Below are 15,644 nucleotides of genomic sequence, written 5' to 3' on the forward strand. Positions count from 1 at the left end.
GGAGGTCGCCATGCTCCAGGAGCTGCTGGGCGTGGCCCTGGCGGCGGGCGCCGCGGGCATCGTGTATCTCGGGGCGGCCGCGCGGGTGGTCAAGCAGTACGAGCGCGGGGTGGTCCTCAGGCTCGGCAGGCTGCGCGGGGAGGTGCGCACACCGGGGTTCACCTTGGTGATCCCGGCCGTGGACCGGCTGCGCAAGGTCAACATGCAGATCGTGACCATGCCCATTCCGGCGCAGGAGGGCATCACCCGCGACAACGTGACGGTGCGGGTCGACGCGGTGGTCTACTTCCGGGTCGTGGACGCGGCGGCCGCCGTCATCAACGTCGAGGACTACCGCTTCGCCGTCTCCCAGATGGCGCAGACCTCATTGCGCTCGATCATCGGCAAGAGCGAGCTGGACGACCTGCTGTCCAACCGCGAGAAGCTCAACGAGGGCCTGGAGCTGATGATCGACAGCCCGGCCGTGGGCTGGGGGGTGCAGATCGACCGGGTCGAGATCAAGGACGTGTCCCTGCCGGACACCATGAAGCGGTCCATGGCCCGCCAGGCCGAGGCCGACCGTGAGCGCCGCGCCCGGATCATCAACGCGGACGCCGAGCTCCAGGCCTCGAAGAAGCTGGCCGAGGCGGCGCAGCAGATGGCCGACACGCCCTCGGCGCTCCAGCTGCGGCTGCTGCAGACGGTGATGGCGGTGGCGGCGGAGAAGAACTCCACGCTGGTGCTGCCCATCCCGGTGGAGCTGCTGCGCTTCCTGGAGAAGGGCGCCCAGCCGGCACCGACCTCCCTGGAGGCTTCCCCGGAGACACGGGAGGCCCGGGAGACACGGGAGGCCCGGCAAGCCCGGGAGGACCCGGAGGTGCCTCCTCCGGCCGTCGATACGCCTCCTCCGGCCTTCGACACGCCCCCGACGGCCTCCGACACCGACCGGTGACACGTGGTACAGGCGTGGTTCCCGGGGCGGGCGCGGGGTGATAGACACAGCGGGATCACAGTTCCTGTCCGCCAGCAGGAAGGTTTCCGCATGTCCAGCTCGTCAGCGACACGACGTCAGATCCTCGCCCGTACCGGTGCCCTGGGAGCGGGTATCGCGTTCACCGGCGCCCTCTCCGACCTCTTCGCGGGCACCGCCGCCGCGCAGAACCTCGGCCACACCGGCTACGGCCCGCTCGTCCCCGACCCGGACGGTCTGCTCGACCTCCCCAAGGGCTTCCGCTACCGCGTCCTGTCCCGCGAGGGCGACCCGCTGCGCTCCGGCGAGGGCCCGGTCCCCTCCAACCACGACGGCATGACCGCCCTGCCCGGGCCCCACCACCGCGTCCACCTGGTCCGCAACCACGAGAACCGCCCCACCGCGAAACACCCGGTCCCGACCGTCGAGGGTCTGACGTACGACCCGGCCGGCAAGGGCGGCTGTACGGCCCTGACGCTGGACTCCCGGGGCAGGGTGCTGTCGGAGCGGGTCGCGATCGCCGGCACGGCCGTCAACTGCGCGGGCGGGCCCACCCCCTGGCACACCTGGCTGACCTGCGAGGAGACCGAGGACAAGGCCGGCACCAACGGGTACACCAAGGACCACGGCTTCATCTTCGAGGTCCACCCCTCCGATCCGCGCCGCACCGGAGCCGTCCCGCTGACCGCGATGGGCCGCTTCCAGCACGAGGCGATCGCCGTCGACCCGCACCTCGGGGTCGTCTACGAGACGGAGGACGCGTTCCTGAAGCCGTTCGGCCTCTTTTACCGCTTCCTGCCGGAGAAGCCGCTGGGCGGGGTGGGCTCACTGCGCGCGGGCGGCCGTCTGCAGGCGATGCGCGTCCCCGGGGTGCCGGACCTGTCCTCGATCCAGGAGACCGGCGCGGTGTTCGACGGCATCGAGTGGGTCGACGTCCCGGACCCGCTGGCCGCCGAAACCCCGGTCCGTCTGCAGGACTTCGGTCCCAAGGGCATCACCCACGCGCAGAAGCTGGAGGGCTGCTACTGGGGCGGCCGCTGCGTGTACTTCGTCTCCTCCTTCGCCCGCGGCGCGGACGGCTCGGCGGCCGACCACTTCGGCCAGATCTGGCGCTACGACCCCGCGCGCCGCCGGCTCACCCTGGTGATCGTCTTCGGTCCCGACACGGACGTCCAGCTCCCCGGCGAGTCCCCCGACAACATCTGCCTCGCGCCCAGCGGCGGCCTGATGGTCTGCGAGGACGGCAACGGCGCCCAGCACGTCTTCGGCGTGACGAGGAGCGGCGAGGTCTACCCGATGGCGCGGGGCCGGCAGAACATCGGCACCGCGGACGAGCCCGAATGGGGCGAGTTCGCGGGCGTCACCTTCTCCCCGGACGGCGGGACGATGTACGTCAACTGCTACACGCCGGGGACGACCTTCGCGGTGACGGGTCCCTGGCGGAGGTAGCGGCCGGGCGGGTGACGCCACCGGAGAGGCTAAGTCGTATGGTCACACTTACGGCGTGGCCTCTCCTACCGTCATACGGTGATCACTCCCGTACGTCGTCTGGCCGCCGTGGGTGCCCTCGGTGCCGCTCTCACCGCTTGCGGCACCTCCCCGGCACCCCAGGCCGCCCGCCCGGCGGCACCCGCCCCGGCCTCGCCGTCGCCCGCCGCCGCGCCTTCCCGGCCGCCGACCCTGGCGCCGGGACCGGCCGGTCTCACCCCCGTGTTCCGCAACGGTTCCCGCACCCTCGGCAGGACCGTCGCCCTGACCTTCGACGCCGACATGACCGCCGGCCAGGGGCCGCGGGCGGCGGCCGGGGAGCACTTCGACAATCCGGGGCTGATCACCGCCCTGCGGACGCTGAAGGTGCCGGCCACCGTGTTCATGACGGGGCGATGGGCCGAGGAGTACCCGGACCAGGCCCGGTCCCTCGGGCGGGACCCGCTCTTCGAGGTCGCCAACCACTCCTACAGCCACTACGCCTTCACCGACGACTGCTACGGCCTGCCGACCGTCGCCGCCGACCGGATGCGGGCGGACGTGGAGCGGGCGTACACGGCGTTCCGCGAGGCGGGGGTGCCGGACGCGATGCCGTACTTCCGCTTCCCCGGCGGCTGTTACGACCGGCGGGCCCTGCGGGCGGTGAGCGGCACCGGCGTGACCGCGGTGCAGTGGGACGTGGTGAGCGGGGACGCGTTCGCGACGGACGCGGACGCGGTGGCCCGCGAGGTGCTGGACGGGGTGCGGCCGGGGTCCGTGGTCGTCATGCACTGCACCCGCAGCGCCGCCCCGGCGACCGAACGGGCGGTGCGCACCATCGTGCCCGAACTGCGCCGGCGGGGCTACCGGTTCGTGAAGGTGTCGGAGCTGATCGGGGCGGCGCGGGGGCGGTCGTAGGGCTCGTACGCTGGAGGTGTGAGCGAGGACTCCTCCTGCCTGGTCGACCCGGCGAAGCAGCCGCGGGCCGAGGGGCCGCCTTATGCCGCCGCCGCTGTGCGGACGGTCGCGGCCGCGGGCCGGCGCCCCCGGGGCGGAGCCGCAGCTCGGCACAGGCCCCGCGCCCTTTAGGGTGGGCCGGTGTGAGTCCTGTTCATGAGTCCCCCAGTGACAGTCCTTTCCGGGCCGAGCCGAGTGCTCGCGACCTCGCGCCGCAGTTCGTGCTGCCCCTCGTCGTGCGCATCGAGAAGGCGGCGCCGCCCGCCCGTACCGACGCGCTGGAGGCCGCGGCCCGGGCGGTGCTCGTCATGCTGAGCGACGAGCGGTCCCTCGGGGACGGGGAGTGGGCGCAGGCGATGCGGGACTGGCAGGACGCCCGGATACGCAAGGTGGTGCGGCGGGCCCGGGGTGCCGAGTGGCGGCGGGCCGAGGCGCTGCCCGGCATCACCGTCACCTGCGGGACGGCCGAGGTGCGGGTGTTTCCGCCCGTGCCCCTGGACGGCTGGCCCAAGGAGCTGGCGAAGCTCCAGGTCTCCGGGACCGACCTCGACGACCCGGAGCCGCCGAGCGCCGCCGGTCCCACGGCCCCGGTCATGTGGCTGAACCCGGAGCTCGGCATGTCCGCCGGCAAGGCCATGGCCCAGGCCGGGCACGGCGTCCAGCTCGCCTGGTGGGAGCTGTCGGAGGAGGAGCGCAACGCCTGGCGCGATGCCGGTTTCCCGCTCGCCGTGCGGACCGCCGGGGCCGAGCGGTGGCCGGAACTGACGGCGAGCGGGCTGCCGCTGGTGCGCGACGCGGGATTCACCGAGATCGCGCCGGGCAGCTGCACGGTCGTCGCCGACCATCCCGCCCTGCGCTGAGGCTCCCGCGCGGCCGAACCTCAAATGTTGCTCTGAAGGTGCGTCCCGGGCGGTTCGGCGCGCGACGGCGGGGTCATACCCCCGTCACCACCGGGGGGACCGAAGGAGACGGTGACGATGACGCGACTGGGGACGGGGATCGGCTGGCGGCCGGAGATCGCGGACGCCGTGGAACGGATGCCGGGCATCGACTGGGTGGAGGTCGTGGCGGAGAACACCTGCCCCGGACACCTCCCGGAGTCGCTGGTGCGGCTGCGCGAGCGGGGGGTCACCGTCGTCCCGCACGGGGTCTCGCTGGGACTCGGCGGCGCGGAGCGGCCCGACAAGGGGCGGCTCACGGCACTCGCCGAGCGGTCCGCGGCGCTGGGCTCGCCGCTGGTCACCGAGCACATCGCGTTCGTCCGCGCGGGCGGCCCGCTGACCGCGACCCCGAGTCTGGAGGCCGGGCACCTGCTGCCGGTGCCGCGTACCCGGGACGCCCTGGACGTGCTCTGCGAGAACGTGCGCATCGCGCAGGCGGCGCTGCCCGTGCCGCTCGCGGTCGAGAACATCGCCGCGCTGATCGCCTGGCCCGGCGAGGAGTTCACCGAGGGTCAGTTCCTGTACGAGCTGGCCGACCGGACGGGCGTACGGCTGCTCATCGACGTGGCGAACCTGCACACCAACCACGTCAACCGCGGTGAGGACCCCGCCAAGGCGCTCGCGGAACTGCCCCTGGAGGCCATCGCCTACGTCCATGTCGCGGGGGGCTTCGAACGGGACGGCGTCTGGCACGACAGCCACGCCCACCCCGTCCCGCGTCCGGTCCTCGACGTCCTGACCGACCTCGCGTCCCGGGTCTCACCGCCCGGGGTACTGCTGGAGCGCGACGAGAACTTCCCCGAACCAACCGAGCTGGAGCGGGAGTTGGGTGCGATCCGGGAGGCCGTACGGGACGGGGAGCGGAGCGCGGTGAAGCGGGAACTGGTACGGCTCGGCCGGGACGCGTCGGCGGCACAGCACGCGCGGCCCGACCGGGCCGCGGAGGGGGCGGCAAAGACGGCGGGACCGGTGGCGGTGCGCCCGGCCGCGGAGGTGGCGCCGTCGGCGGAGCCGGTGCCGGCCGGTCCGGGCGGGGAGGGGGACGCCGTCGACGAGGCCGTCCGTGAGCGGCTCGGTGTCGCCCAGGCGGCGCTGCTGTCCGCGCTGGTCGCGGGGACACCGGTGCCGGAGGGCTTCGACCGGGTGCGGCTCGGCGTGCAGGCGCGGGCGCTGGCGGCGAAGCGGGCCGGTGTGGTGGCCAAGGTGGCGCCGGAGCTGCCGGTCATCCTCGGCGACGGATACCGTCCGGCGTTCCTCGCGTACGCCCAGGGCCGTCCGATGCGCGGGGGCTACCGGCAGGACGCCCTGGACTTCGCGGAGCAGGTGCTGCTCGACGGACGACTGGAGGAGGGACGGGCGAGGCGGGAGCTGCGCACCTGGTGGCTGGACCGGTCGGGGCCGGCACCGAGGGCGCGGTCGCCGCTGGCCCGGGTGGGCCGGATCGGCAGGGCACTGATCCGGCGGTAGCCCGCTCCGCCCGTCCGCCGCCCCGGCAGGGAAATCGAGGTTGCCTGGGCAGTAATATGCCTTTCCGCAACCGCACCCGCAGCGCACAGGCGCGCGGTGCCGTGAGCAGGAGGCACCATGCGACCGCGACCCCCCGTCAAGGGCAGAGGCATATTCAGCGGCACCGGCATCATCGTCACGGGTCTGGCGGCGACCCTCGCGGCGCTGATCTTCCCGGTCTGGTCGTACGAGAACCAGTCGGGGACCGGCGCCGACGTACTGAACGCCCAGACCGTGGCGACGCAGTACGGACCGCTGTCCGCACTCGACCAGGAGTTCCTCACGAAGGTCCGGCTGGCCGGTCTGTGGGAGCTGCCCGCCGGGCAGCAGGCGCGGCTCAAGGGCACCACCGTGGCCGTGCGGACGGCGGGGCAGCACCTCGTCGAGGGGCACACCTTCCTCGACGAGCGGGTGCGCGAGGTGGCGGCGAAGCTGGGGGTCTCCCTGCCGGACGAGCCCAACGACCAGCAGAAGGACTGGCTGGCGGAGCTGAACGCGGCTCAGGGCATGGACTACGACCGGACGTTCGCCAACACGCTGCGGCTCGCGCACGGCCGCGTGTTCTCCGTCGTCGCGCAGGTGCGGGCCGTCACCCAGAACTCCCTGGTGCGGGAACTCGCCGAAGACGCCAACACGACCGTCCTGGACCACATCAAGATCCTGGAGGCCACCGGGTTCGTCGACTTCGACGCCCTGGCCCGGGACATGGCGGCGACCGGCACCTCCGCCCCCGCGGCCGGCCCCGGGACCGTCGTGCCGGTGACGCCGTCGCCGACGTACACGCTGCCGCCCGCCGCGGCGAGTCCGGCGCCCGCCGGCACCTGAGCCGAGCGGAACGTCACATACCCGCAACGCTCGGTCCGGATGGTGAACAGGCCATGGCGTTTTCCGGTGCGTACGGCATAGAAACGTGGCATGTTCTGGGTCCTTCTGCTGCTTCTGGCCTGGGCCGTCGCCGGCGCCGCGTGCACCCGGCTGTGCCTGGCCGCCGTACGTGCCGCGGCCGTCGACGCGGACGCGGGCCAGGGACACGACCTGACGCTCTACGAGGCGGCGTTCCTGTCCGGCGGGCCGGGCCGGGTCGCCGATCTGACCATGGTGTCGATGGCACGGCAGCGGCGGCTGCTGCTCGCCCGCACCGGCTGGGCGACCGTCGTGGACCCGCGCGGGCGCGACGAGATGGAGCGGTCGGTGATCGGGGCCATCGGCCCCGGGGGACAGTCCCGGATAGCGCCGGTGCGCGCCGCCACGGAGACGGCGGACGCGGTGCGCGGCCTCGCCGACCGGCTCGTCAGCGCCGGCCTCGCGGTGCCCGACGGGGCCCGCACCACGGTGGCGGCCGGGGTGCGGCAGGTGCGGCTGGCGGCCGTGTTCGTGTCGGCGGTGGGCGCGGTCGCGCTGCTGATGCCGACGGTTTCCGCGGCCGACAGCGACATGCCCCGCGGCCTGATCGCCCTGTGGTTCGCCCTGCCCCTTGCGCTCACGCTGAGCTGTCTGGCCATAGCGCGCGTCGAGGTGCACCCGTACACACGCTGGGCCTCACCGGCCGGGCAGCGGCTCCTGGGCGCGCTGGCCCGGCGGGCGGGCGGCCGGGGCCGGGCCGGTGCCGCCGGGGGGACCGCGGGGGCCGAGGACGACCGTTCGTATCTGACCTCCGTCGCCGTGCTCGGCGTCCGCGCGGTCGGTGAGCCGGACCTGCGGGCGGCCTTCGCGCACCGAGAGCACTAGCTAGGGTCCGCCCGGGGGGGGCACGGGGCGCCTGTTCGCCTCCTGGGGGGCGCACTTGGAGCATTGGTGCCGACACCAGGGGGCGGTGCTTGCCTTCCTCCACGGCCGTACGAAACATCCCTTTTGTCGCCGCCGCGCACCGAAGGGACACGCGAATGAGAGCTGCCGCGCTCTACTCGGCCATGGGAGCCATGCTCCTGACCACCCTCTCCGTCGCCCCGGCAGACGGCCTCCCGGCCACCCCGGGCATCCCTGGCGCCCCGGGTGCCCCGGCTGCCGGCGCCGCTCCCGCCGGTGTCGCGATCGCCGCCGCTCGGGCCGCCGCGAAGGGCATCACCTTCGGCAAGTGCGCCGACGCGCAGGACCTGCCCGGCAGCGTGCGGTGCGGCACGGTCGCGGTGCCGCTCGACTACGCGCGGCCGCACGGCAAGCAGATCGAACTGACCGTCAGCCGGGTCGAAGCCACCCACCGGGACCCGCACAACAGCAAGCACCGGGTGCCCCGCAAGGGCGCGCTGGTCTTCAACCCGGGCGGTCCGGGCGGCTCCGGCCTGTACTTCCCGCTGATCGGCCTGCTCCCGGAGTGGAAGCGCATCGGAGCCGCCTACGACCTCGTCGGCTACGACCCGCGCGGTGTCGGCCGCTCCGCTCCCCTGTCCTGCAAGGAGCCCAAGCACTTCTTCAAGGGCCCCTCCCCCGCCCCCACCCACCCCTCCGAGTCGTACAAGCGGGAGCGCATCGCCGAGGCGAAGGCGTACGCGCGCGGCTGCGCCCAGCGGGCCGGCGCCGCCCTGCGGCACTACAACTCGCTGAACAACGCGCGCGACCTGGACGTCCTGCGGGCCGCGCTGGGCGAGAAGCGGCTGAACTTCATGGGCGCGTCGTACGGCACCTACTTCGGCGCGGTGTACGCCACGCTGTTCCCCTCGCACGTGCGCCGGATGGTGTTCGACGGAGCGGTGAACCCGGACCCGGCGCGGATCTGGTACCGCAACAACCTCGACCAGTCGATGGCGTTCGAGAGCCGCTGGGCGGACTTCCGGGAATGGATCGCCAAGCACGACACGGTGTACGGGCTGGGGGACACGGCGCGCAAGGTGCTGGCGAGCTACGAGCGCGCCCTGGCCCGGCTGGCCGCGGAGCCGGCGGGCGGGAAGGTCGGGCCGGCGCAACTGCAGAGCGCGTTCCTGCAGGCCGGGTACTACGACGACTACTGGCCGCACCGGGCGCGGGCGCTGTCGGACTACCTCAAGGGCGACCCGCAGGAGCTGATCGCGCAGGCCGGGCCGGTGACCGAGGCCGCGGCGGAGGCAGAGAACTCCGCCGCCGTCTACACGGCCGTGGAGTGCAACGACGCGCCCTGGCCGACGGACTGGAAGGTGTGGGACCGGGACAACACGCGGCTCGCGCGGGTGGCGCCGTTCGAGACCTGGGACAACGTGTGGGCGAACCTGCCGTGCGCGTACTGGCCCGCACCGCGTCAGCGGCCCGTGGATGTGCGGACCGGGGCCGGTGAGCTTCCGCCGACGCTGATTCTCGCCGCCGAGCGGGACGCCGCGGCGCCGTACGACGGGGCGCTGGAGATGCACCGCAGGCTGGCGGGCTCGGTACTGGTGACCGAGCGGGACTCCGGTACGCACGGCATCGCGGGCGGGCCCAACCGGTGCGTCAACGGGCATCTCGACGCGTATCTGCTGGAGGACCGTCTGCCGGTGCGGCGGGCCGCGTGCGCGGGACATGCCGAGCCCGAGGCGAACGCCTCGAAGAAGTGAGAAGTGAAGACGTGAGGAAGTGAGCGCTGGGGCCGAGGGGAACCGCGGGCCGGCCGTGGCCGGTCGCGCGGTTCCCCACGCCCTTCCGGGGCGCTCTAGGCGAGGCCGGCGATCAGGTCCCCGACCGACTTGCGGCGGCCCGTGAAGAACGGGATCTCCTCACGGACGTGCATACGGGCCTCGGAGGCGCGCAGGTGACGCATGAGGTCGACGATGCGGTACAGCTCGTCGGCCTCGAAGGCCAGGATCCACTCGTAGTCGCCCAGCGAGAACGAGGCGACCGTGTTGGCGCGGACGTCCGGGAAGCCGCGGGCCATCTTGCCGTGGTCGGCGAGCATGCGGCGGCGGTCCTCGTCGGGCAGCAGGTACCAGTCGTAGGAGCGCACGAAGGGGTAGACGCTCACATAGTCGCGGGGCGTCTCGTCGGCGAGGAACGCCGGGATGTGCGAGCGGTTGAACTCGGCGGGGCGGTGCAGCGCCATGTTCGACCAGACCGGCTCCAGGGCACGGCCCAGCTTCGTACGGCGGAAGAGGTTGTACGCCTCCTGGAGCTGGTCGCTGGTCTCGGCGTGCCACCAGATCATGACGTCGGCGTCGGCGCGCAGACCGGACAGGTCGTAGGTGCCGCGGATCGTCACGTCCTTCGCGGCGAGCTGGTCGAACAGCTCCTGGACCTCGTCGGCGTAGCCCGCGCGGTCCTCGGGCAGCACGTCCTTCAGCTTGAAGACCGACCACAGGGTGTAGCGGATGACCTCGTTCAGGTCCTTGGCCAGCTTGCCCTTGTTCGGGATCCTGCCGGACTCGGTGGTGGGGGCGTCGTCACTCATGGTTCTTATTCTCCTGCTCCGCCGTGCAGACTTTGCACCGGGTTGGCGGTGAGTTCCCGTACGGCGCTCAGGTCGCCGTGGATCTGGTCGACGGCCGCGTACGCGCTCGCGATGCAGGCCGGGATGCCGACGCCGTCGTACTGCGCGCCGCACACGGCGAGGCCGGGGAGCTTGGCGAGGTGCTCGCGGATGCGGGCCACGCGCGCGTGGTGGCCGACCGGGTACTGGGGCAGGCCGTCCGTCCAGCGGGTGACCCGGGTCTCCAGCGGGGTGGCGTCCAGGCCGGTCGCCGCGCGCAGGTCGCGCCGGGAGACGTCGACGAGGCCGGCGTCGTCGCGCTGCAGGATCTCCGTCTCGCCGTACCGCCCGACGGAGGTGCGCAGCACGGTCACGTCCGGGTCCTCGTCGGCGATCCAGCCCCACTTGCGGGAGGCGAACGTCGACGCCTTGATGGTGTGCCCGTCGACGGGCGGGACGAGGAAGCCGCTGCCTTCGGGCAGGTCGGTCTCGGAGCGGCGGTAGGCGAGGGTGATCAGGGCCATCGAGGCGTACTCGACGGTGCGCAGCTCGGCGGCGGCCGCCGGGGACTCGGCGGCCAGCAGACCGGCGGCGGCGGGCGCGGGCACGGCGACGACCACGGCGTCGGCCCGCAGGACGCGGTCCCCGGCGGTCACCCGCCATCCGCCGCCCGGCTCCCGGCGCAGCCCGGTCGCCGGCACACCCGTGTGGACCTCCCCGCCGCGCGCAGTGACGGACGCCGCGACCGCGAGGGGCAGCGAGCCCACGCCTCCCTCGATGCCCATGAACACGGGTCCGGTCTGCGCTGCGGCGGCGGCCTTCGCCTGGATCTCGCGGACGGCCTCGGTCAGCGAGGTGTGCGTGCGCGCCGCCTGGAAGAGCTGCGGCACGGCCGAGCGCATCGAGATGCGGTAGGCGTCACCGGCGTACACCCCGCCGAGGAGGGGCTCGATCAGGCGGTCGACGACCTCGCGGCCGAGGCGCGCGGCCACGTACTCCCCGACCGCCACGTCCTCGCCGACCTCCGTGCGCGGCAGGTCGGCGTCGCGCTCGATGCGGGCGAGTCCCTCGTCGGACAGCACGCCGGACAGGGCCGCGGCGGTGCCGGGAACGCCCATGACATGGCCCTTGGGCATGGGCCGCAGGGCGCCGCGGGTCCAGATCGAGGCGGCGGCGGTGGCCGGCGGCCGGAGGCGGTCGGTCAGTCCCGCCTCGCGCGCGAGGGCGACCGCCTCGGGGCGGCGGGCCAGCATCGACTCGGCGCCGAGGTCCACGCGCACGCCCGCGATCTCGCCGGGCAGGAGCTTGCCGCCCACCCGCTCGGACGCCTCCAGCACGGTCACCCGCGTCCCGCTCCGCAGAAGCCGGTGGGCGGCGGCCAGACCGGCGATCCCGGCTCCGATGACGACGACGTGCTGCCCCGCAGCCGAACCCGTTGCGCTCATGCCTCCCACTCTCTCAGACCCCACCGGCGCTCCCGCCAGGGCCATGTGGCCCTGCCGAGTCCCTACCGTGACCGCTTCGGAACCGATTCCCGCCAACGTCCCGGGCCGTCCCGGCGTCGAAGGAACGTCAGTCGTCACCACGACCCTCGGGGGGTACACCCACATGCGCACACGACGTTCGGCACGACCTGTTCCCGCGGTGGCGGGGATCCTGCTCGCCGCCGCCCTCGCGCTCACCGGATGCAGCGGCGCGAGCGACTCGGGCGGCAGCGCCAGTTCCGCCGACAAGGCGGCCGTCGGGGACGCCGGGGTCCAGGAGGACGCCAAGCAGGGCGCCGGGGCGAGCGGCGCCAAGGCCTCCGCGGCGCCCGAGCTCACCGCGAACCGCATCATCCGCACCGCTTCGCTGACCGTGCAGGTCAAGGACGTCCCGAAGGCCCTCGACGAGGCGCGCGCGACCACCGAGGCCGCGGGCGGCTACGTCGGGGAGGAGACGACCACCCGGGACGAGGACGGCGCCGAGCACACCCGTGTCGTGCTGCGGGTGCCCGTCGAGCGCTACGACACCGTCCTCGCCGGTCTGCAGGGCGCGGGCAGGCTGCTGGAGCGCACCGCGAAGGCCCAGGACGTCACCGACCAGGTCGTGGACGTCGACAGCCGGATCAAGTCGCAGCGCGCCAGTGTCGCCCGGGTCCGTGAGCTCATGGACCGGGCGACCAAGCTGAGTGACGTGGTCGCCCTGGAGGGCGAGCTGAGCGGCCGGGAGGCCGACCTGGAGGCGCTGCTCGCCCAGCAGGCGTCCCTGAAGGACCGCACCAGCCTGGCGACCGTCACGCTGACCCTGTCCGAGAAGCCGGTCGTACGGGCCGCCGAGGACGACGACCCCGGGTTCCTGGACGCGCTGGCGGGCGGCTGGGACGCGTTCGTGACGATGCTGCGCTGGCTCGCCGTCGCCTTCGGCGCGGTGCTGCCGTTCCTGGTGGTGGCCGTGCTGCTCGTGCTGGCGTGGCTGCGGCTGCTGCGCCCGCGCCGCCGGACGGCGGACGCCGCGGACGCGGCCGGCCCTGCGGGCGCGGGAGAGCCCGCGGGCACGACGGCCCCGGCGACGCCGGCAAGCGCGCCCGAGCGGGACTGAACCGGGCCTGCCCCGTAGCGTGTTCGCATGAGCATGCAACGACTGGTCGTCATCGGCGGGGACGCGGCGGGCATGTCCGCGGCGTCCCAGGCCCGCCGCCTCAGGGGCCCCGGGGAGCTGGAGATCGTCGCCTTCGAACGCGGCCACTTCACGTCGTTCTCCGCGTGCGGCATCCCCTACTGGGTGGGCGGCGACGTCGCCGGCCGGGACGCACTGATCGCCCGCACCCCCGAGGAGCACCGCGCGCGCGGGATCGACCTGCGGCTGCGCACCGAGGTCACGGAGATCGACGTGGCCGGGCGGCGGGTGCACGCGCGTGACGTCGAGACCGGGGCCGAGTCCTGGACGTCGTACGACCAGCTCGTGATCGCGACCGGGGCCCGCCCGGTCCGGCCCGACCTGCCGGGCATGGACGCGCGGGGTGTGCACGGGGTGCAGACCCTGGACGACGGCCAGGCACTCCTCGACACGCTGGCACGCGCGCGCGGGAAGCGGGCCGTGGTGGTCGGCGCGGGCTACATCGGCGTGGAGATGGCCGAGGCGCTCATCAACCGCGGCTACGACGTGACCGTCGTCAACCGGGGCAGCGAGCCGATGTCGACCCTGGACCCGGACATGGGCCGGCTCGTCCACGAGGCCATGGAGGGCCTGGGCATCACCATGGTCGACGACGCCGAGGTCACCGAGTTGCTCACCGGCGAGGACGGCTGGGTGCGGGCGGTGGTCACGAAGGACGCCGAGTACCCGGCGGACGTGGTCGTCCTGGGCATCGGCGTCCGCCCGGAGACCACCCTGGCGCAGGCCGCCGGACTGCCCGTCGGTACGCACGGCGGGCTGCTCACCGACCTGGCGATGCGGGTGCGCGGCCCTCTCGCCGACGGGACGGTCTGGGCGGGCGGCGACTGTGTGGAGGTCCTCGACCTGGTGTCCGGCCAGGAGCGCCATGTCGCGCTCGGCACCCACGCCAACAAGCACGGCCAGGTCATCGGCACCAACGTCGGCGGCGGCTACGCCACCTTCCCCGGCGTGGTCGGCACCGCCGTCAGCAAGGTCTGCGACCTGGAGATCGCCCGCACGGGCCTGCGCGAGAAGGACGCGCGCAGGGTGGGTCTGCAGTACGAGACGGTCACCGTCGAGTCCACCAGCCGGGCCGGCTACTACCCCGGCGCCTCCCCCATGACGGTCAAGATGCTCGCCGAACGCGGGACGGGCCGGCTCCTGGGCGTCCAGATCGTCGGCAGGGAGGGCGCGGGCAAACGGGTCGACATCGCCGCGGTGGCCCTGACGGCACGCATGACGGTCGACCAGATGACGGCCCTGGACCTGGGCTACGCCCCACCGTTCAGCCCGGTGTGGGATCCGGTGCTGATCGCGGCCCGCAAGGCTGCGGCAAAGGTGCGGAACTCCTAGGACCTGTCGTCAAACTCCCGTCGTCCGCCCGGAGGGCGGGCCGCGCGGCGTCAGGTGCGTGCTCTCGGCGTGCCGGGCCCTGGCCCTCGTACTGGGTGTACTTGGGGCGGGCGGTGCGGCGAGAGTGCGTGCATGGCGTCGCGCGGCAGACGGGAGTTTGACGACAGGGCCCAGGCGGGCGCGAGGGCGACCCGCCCAGGGGCGCGGGGCCGTGTCGATGTGCGGCTCCGCCGCGTGGGCGCGAGCAGCCCCCACGCGTCCGCACCCGACGGCGCCGCCTACGCAGTTCCGCTGAGCCGCGGCAACGCGGAGACCGGCGCCGCGGCGGCCTGCTCGGCCGGCTTCGCGTGCGCGGCGGCCGCGGGCCGCGACCGCAGCCGGTGGGACACGGCTTCGTCCAGCGTCACCGGCCGCTGCATCTGCGAGGCCAGCCGCCCGGCCTCCTGGCCGAGCCGCGCCACGTCCTCCCAGGGGAGCCGGATCACCAGAGCGATCTCCGCCTCGCCGTCGGGCATGGCGTGCATCGGAGGGGTAACTCGGTCGTTCATCGCCTGTTCCTCACGTCGTCCCCGCGACCCGCATCCCCGTGCCGCGGACGGTTGACGGTTCATACGCGCCCGCGGGGAGCCGTGTTCACCGATTCGCCGAACGGATCGGGGGCAGTACTTCCTTGTGGTCATCCCCGTCCATGACGTGAACCCGGTGCGGCGTACGCCGGTGGTGACGTACGCGCTGATCGCCGCCAACGTCCTCGTCTTCCTGTTCATGCCGGGCCTGTCCGGCTCGGTGGCCGGCGACAGCACGCTGGCGCAGACGTGTCATCTGCACGCCTTCCTGGAGCAGTACGCGGCCGTGCCGCGCGAGTTGATCCACCATCAGTTCCCGCAGGTCGTCCCGACGGGGGACGTACGGGCGGGCGGCTGTCTGGTGGGCCCGCCGCAGTACGACAAGTCCCCGGCGCTGAGCGTCCTCAGCGCGATGTTCCTGCACGGCGGCTGGCTGCATCTGCTGGGCAACATGCTGTTCCTGCTGATCTTCGGCAACAACGTCGAGGACCGTATGGGCCACGTCCGCTTCGCGCTGTTCTACGTCGCCTGCGGCTATGCGGCGTCGTACGGCTTCGCGGTCCTGAACGCCGACTCGGGCGACCCGCTGATCGGCGCCTCGGGGGCGATCGCGGGGGTGCTGGGCGCCTATCTGGTGCTGTATCCGAAGGCCAGGGTGTGGGTGCTCGTGCCGTTCCTGGTCTTCCTGCCGCTGCGGCTGCCGGCCTGGCTGGTGCTGGGCTTCTGGTTCGTGCTCCAGGCGGTGTACTCCTCCGGCGAGGGCGTCTCCGCGGTGGGCACCGTGGCGTACGCGGCGCACGTCGTGGGCTTCCTCGCCGGCATGCTGCTGGCCTGGCCGCTCAAGCCGGGCACACCTCCGCCGCCGGAGCCGCGCGGCCTGCTGTTCGGCAGACGGGCCCGGCCCCGGCACACGTGGTGACCCC

At 73.5% G+C, this 15,644-nt stretch carries 14 protein-coding genes; 11 read left to right on the top strand and 3 right to left on the bottom strand.

What is annotated here, in order from left to right; all coding sequences use genetic code 11:
* Positions 1–10: 10 nt before the first annotated feature.
* From ACFY30_RS32230 to ACFY30_RS32265, 8 genes are all read left to right on the top strand, one after another.
* The gene (locus ACFY30_RS32230) at positions 11–931 is read left to right on the top strand and encodes a slipin family protein (RefSeq protein ID WP_390848675.1); all 921 of its coding nucleotides are present in this window, start codon (positions 11–13) and stop codon (positions 929–931) included.
* Positions 932–1,021: 90 nt separating this feature from the next.
* Positions 1,022–2,398 carry a PhoX family protein gene (locus ACFY30_RS32235; protein ID WP_390848676.1) on the top strand — a complete coding sequence of 459 codons (1,377 nt, stop codon included), beginning with the start codon at positions 1,022–1,024 and terminating at the stop codon, positions 2,396–2,398.
* 78 nt (positions 2,399–2,476) lie between these two features.
* A complete protein-coding gene (locus tag ACFY30_RS32240; protein ID WP_390848677.1) occupies positions 2,477–3,334 on the top strand; it encodes a polysaccharide deacetylase family protein in 858 nt (285 codons plus the stop codon).
* Positions 3,335–3,516: 182 nt separating this feature from the next.
* Positions 3,517–4,233 (top strand): peptidyl-tRNA hydrolase, encoded by a 717-nt coding sequence (locus ACFY30_RS32245; RefSeq protein ID WP_390848678.1) that lies wholly within the window; start codon positions 3,517–3,519, stop codon positions 4,231–4,233.
* Between the two features lie 117 nt (positions 4,234–4,350).
* Positions 4,351–5,781: a DUF692 family multinuclear iron-containing protein gene (locus ACFY30_RS32250; protein WP_390848679.1), complete on the top strand. Its 1,431-nt coding sequence runs from the start codon at positions 4,351–4,353 to the stop codon at positions 5,779–5,781.
* Between the two features lie 117 nt (positions 5,782–5,898).
* Complete coding sequence (locus ACFY30_RS32255) at positions 5,899–6,645, top strand: DUF4142 domain-containing protein (protein ID WP_390848680.1); 747 nt, start codon at positions 5,899–5,901, stop codon at positions 6,643–6,645.
* A 90-nt stretch (positions 6,646–6,735) separates the two neighbouring features.
* A complete protein-coding gene (locus ACFY30_RS32260; RefSeq protein WP_390848681.1) occupies positions 6,736–7,548 on the top strand; it encodes a TIGR04222 domain-containing membrane protein in 813 nt (270 codons plus the stop codon).
* A gap of 155 nt (positions 7,549–7,703) precedes the next feature.
* Positions 7,704–9,320 (top strand): alpha/beta hydrolase, encoded by a 1,617-nt coding sequence (locus ACFY30_RS32265; protein WP_390848682.1) that lies wholly within the window; start codon positions 7,704–7,706, stop codon positions 9,318–9,320.
* 95 nt (positions 9,321–9,415) lie between these two features.
* On the opposite strand, the gene hemQ is transcribed toward ACFY30_RS32265, so the two are convergent.
* Both hemQ and hemG read right to left on the bottom strand, forming a co-directional pair.
* Positions 9,416–10,147 (bottom strand): hydrogen peroxide-dependent heme synthase, encoded by a 732-nt coding sequence (gene hemQ / locus ACFY30_RS32270; protein WP_390848683.1) that lies wholly within the window; start codon positions 10,145–10,147, stop codon positions 9,416–9,418.
* Between the two features lie 5 nt (positions 10,148–10,152).
* On the bottom strand, positions 10,153–11,610 hold the full coding sequence (hemG, locus tag ACFY30_RS32275) for a protoporphyrinogen oxidase (protein WP_390848684.1): 1,458 nt from the start codon (positions 11,608–11,610) through the stop codon (positions 10,153–10,155).
* Positions 11,611–11,773: 163 nt separating this feature from the next.
* Here hemG and ACFY30_RS32280 point away from each other — a divergent pair, with 163 nt between their 5' ends.
* Positions 11,774–12,745 carry a DUF4349 domain-containing protein gene (locus ACFY30_RS32280; protein WP_390848685.1) on the top strand — a complete coding sequence of 324 codons (972 nt, stop codon included), beginning with the start codon at positions 11,774–11,776 and terminating at the stop codon, positions 12,743–12,745.
* A 27-nt stretch (positions 12,746–12,772) separates the two neighbouring features.
* Positions 12,773–14,155 (top strand): FAD-dependent oxidoreductase, encoded by a 1,383-nt coding sequence (locus tag ACFY30_RS32285; protein ID WP_390848686.1) that lies wholly within the window; start codon positions 12,773–12,775, stop codon positions 14,153–14,155.
* A gap of 278 nt (positions 14,156–14,433) precedes the next feature.
* On the opposite strand, the gene ACFY30_RS32290 is transcribed toward ACFY30_RS32285, so the two are convergent.
* Entirely contained in the window at positions 14,434–14,703 is a 270-nt protein-coding gene (locus tag ACFY30_RS32290; RefSeq protein ID WP_390848687.1) for a hypothetical protein, read from the bottom strand.
* A 124-nt stretch (positions 14,704–14,827) separates the two neighbouring features.
* Between ACFY30_RS32290 and ACFY30_RS32295 the strand changes: the two genes are divergently transcribed.
* The gene (locus ACFY30_RS32295; protein WP_390848688.1) at positions 14,828–15,640 is read left to right on the top strand and encodes a rhomboid family intramembrane serine protease; all 813 of its coding nucleotides are present in this window, start codon (positions 14,828–14,830) and stop codon (positions 15,638–15,640) included.
* Positions 15,641–15,644: the final 4 nt, after the last annotated feature.

The sequence above is a fragment of the Streptomyces sp. NPDC000345 genome (assembly GCF_042898825.1).
Classification (GTDB): domain Bacteria; phylum Actinomycetota; class Actinomycetes; order Streptomycetales; family Streptomycetaceae; genus Streptomyces.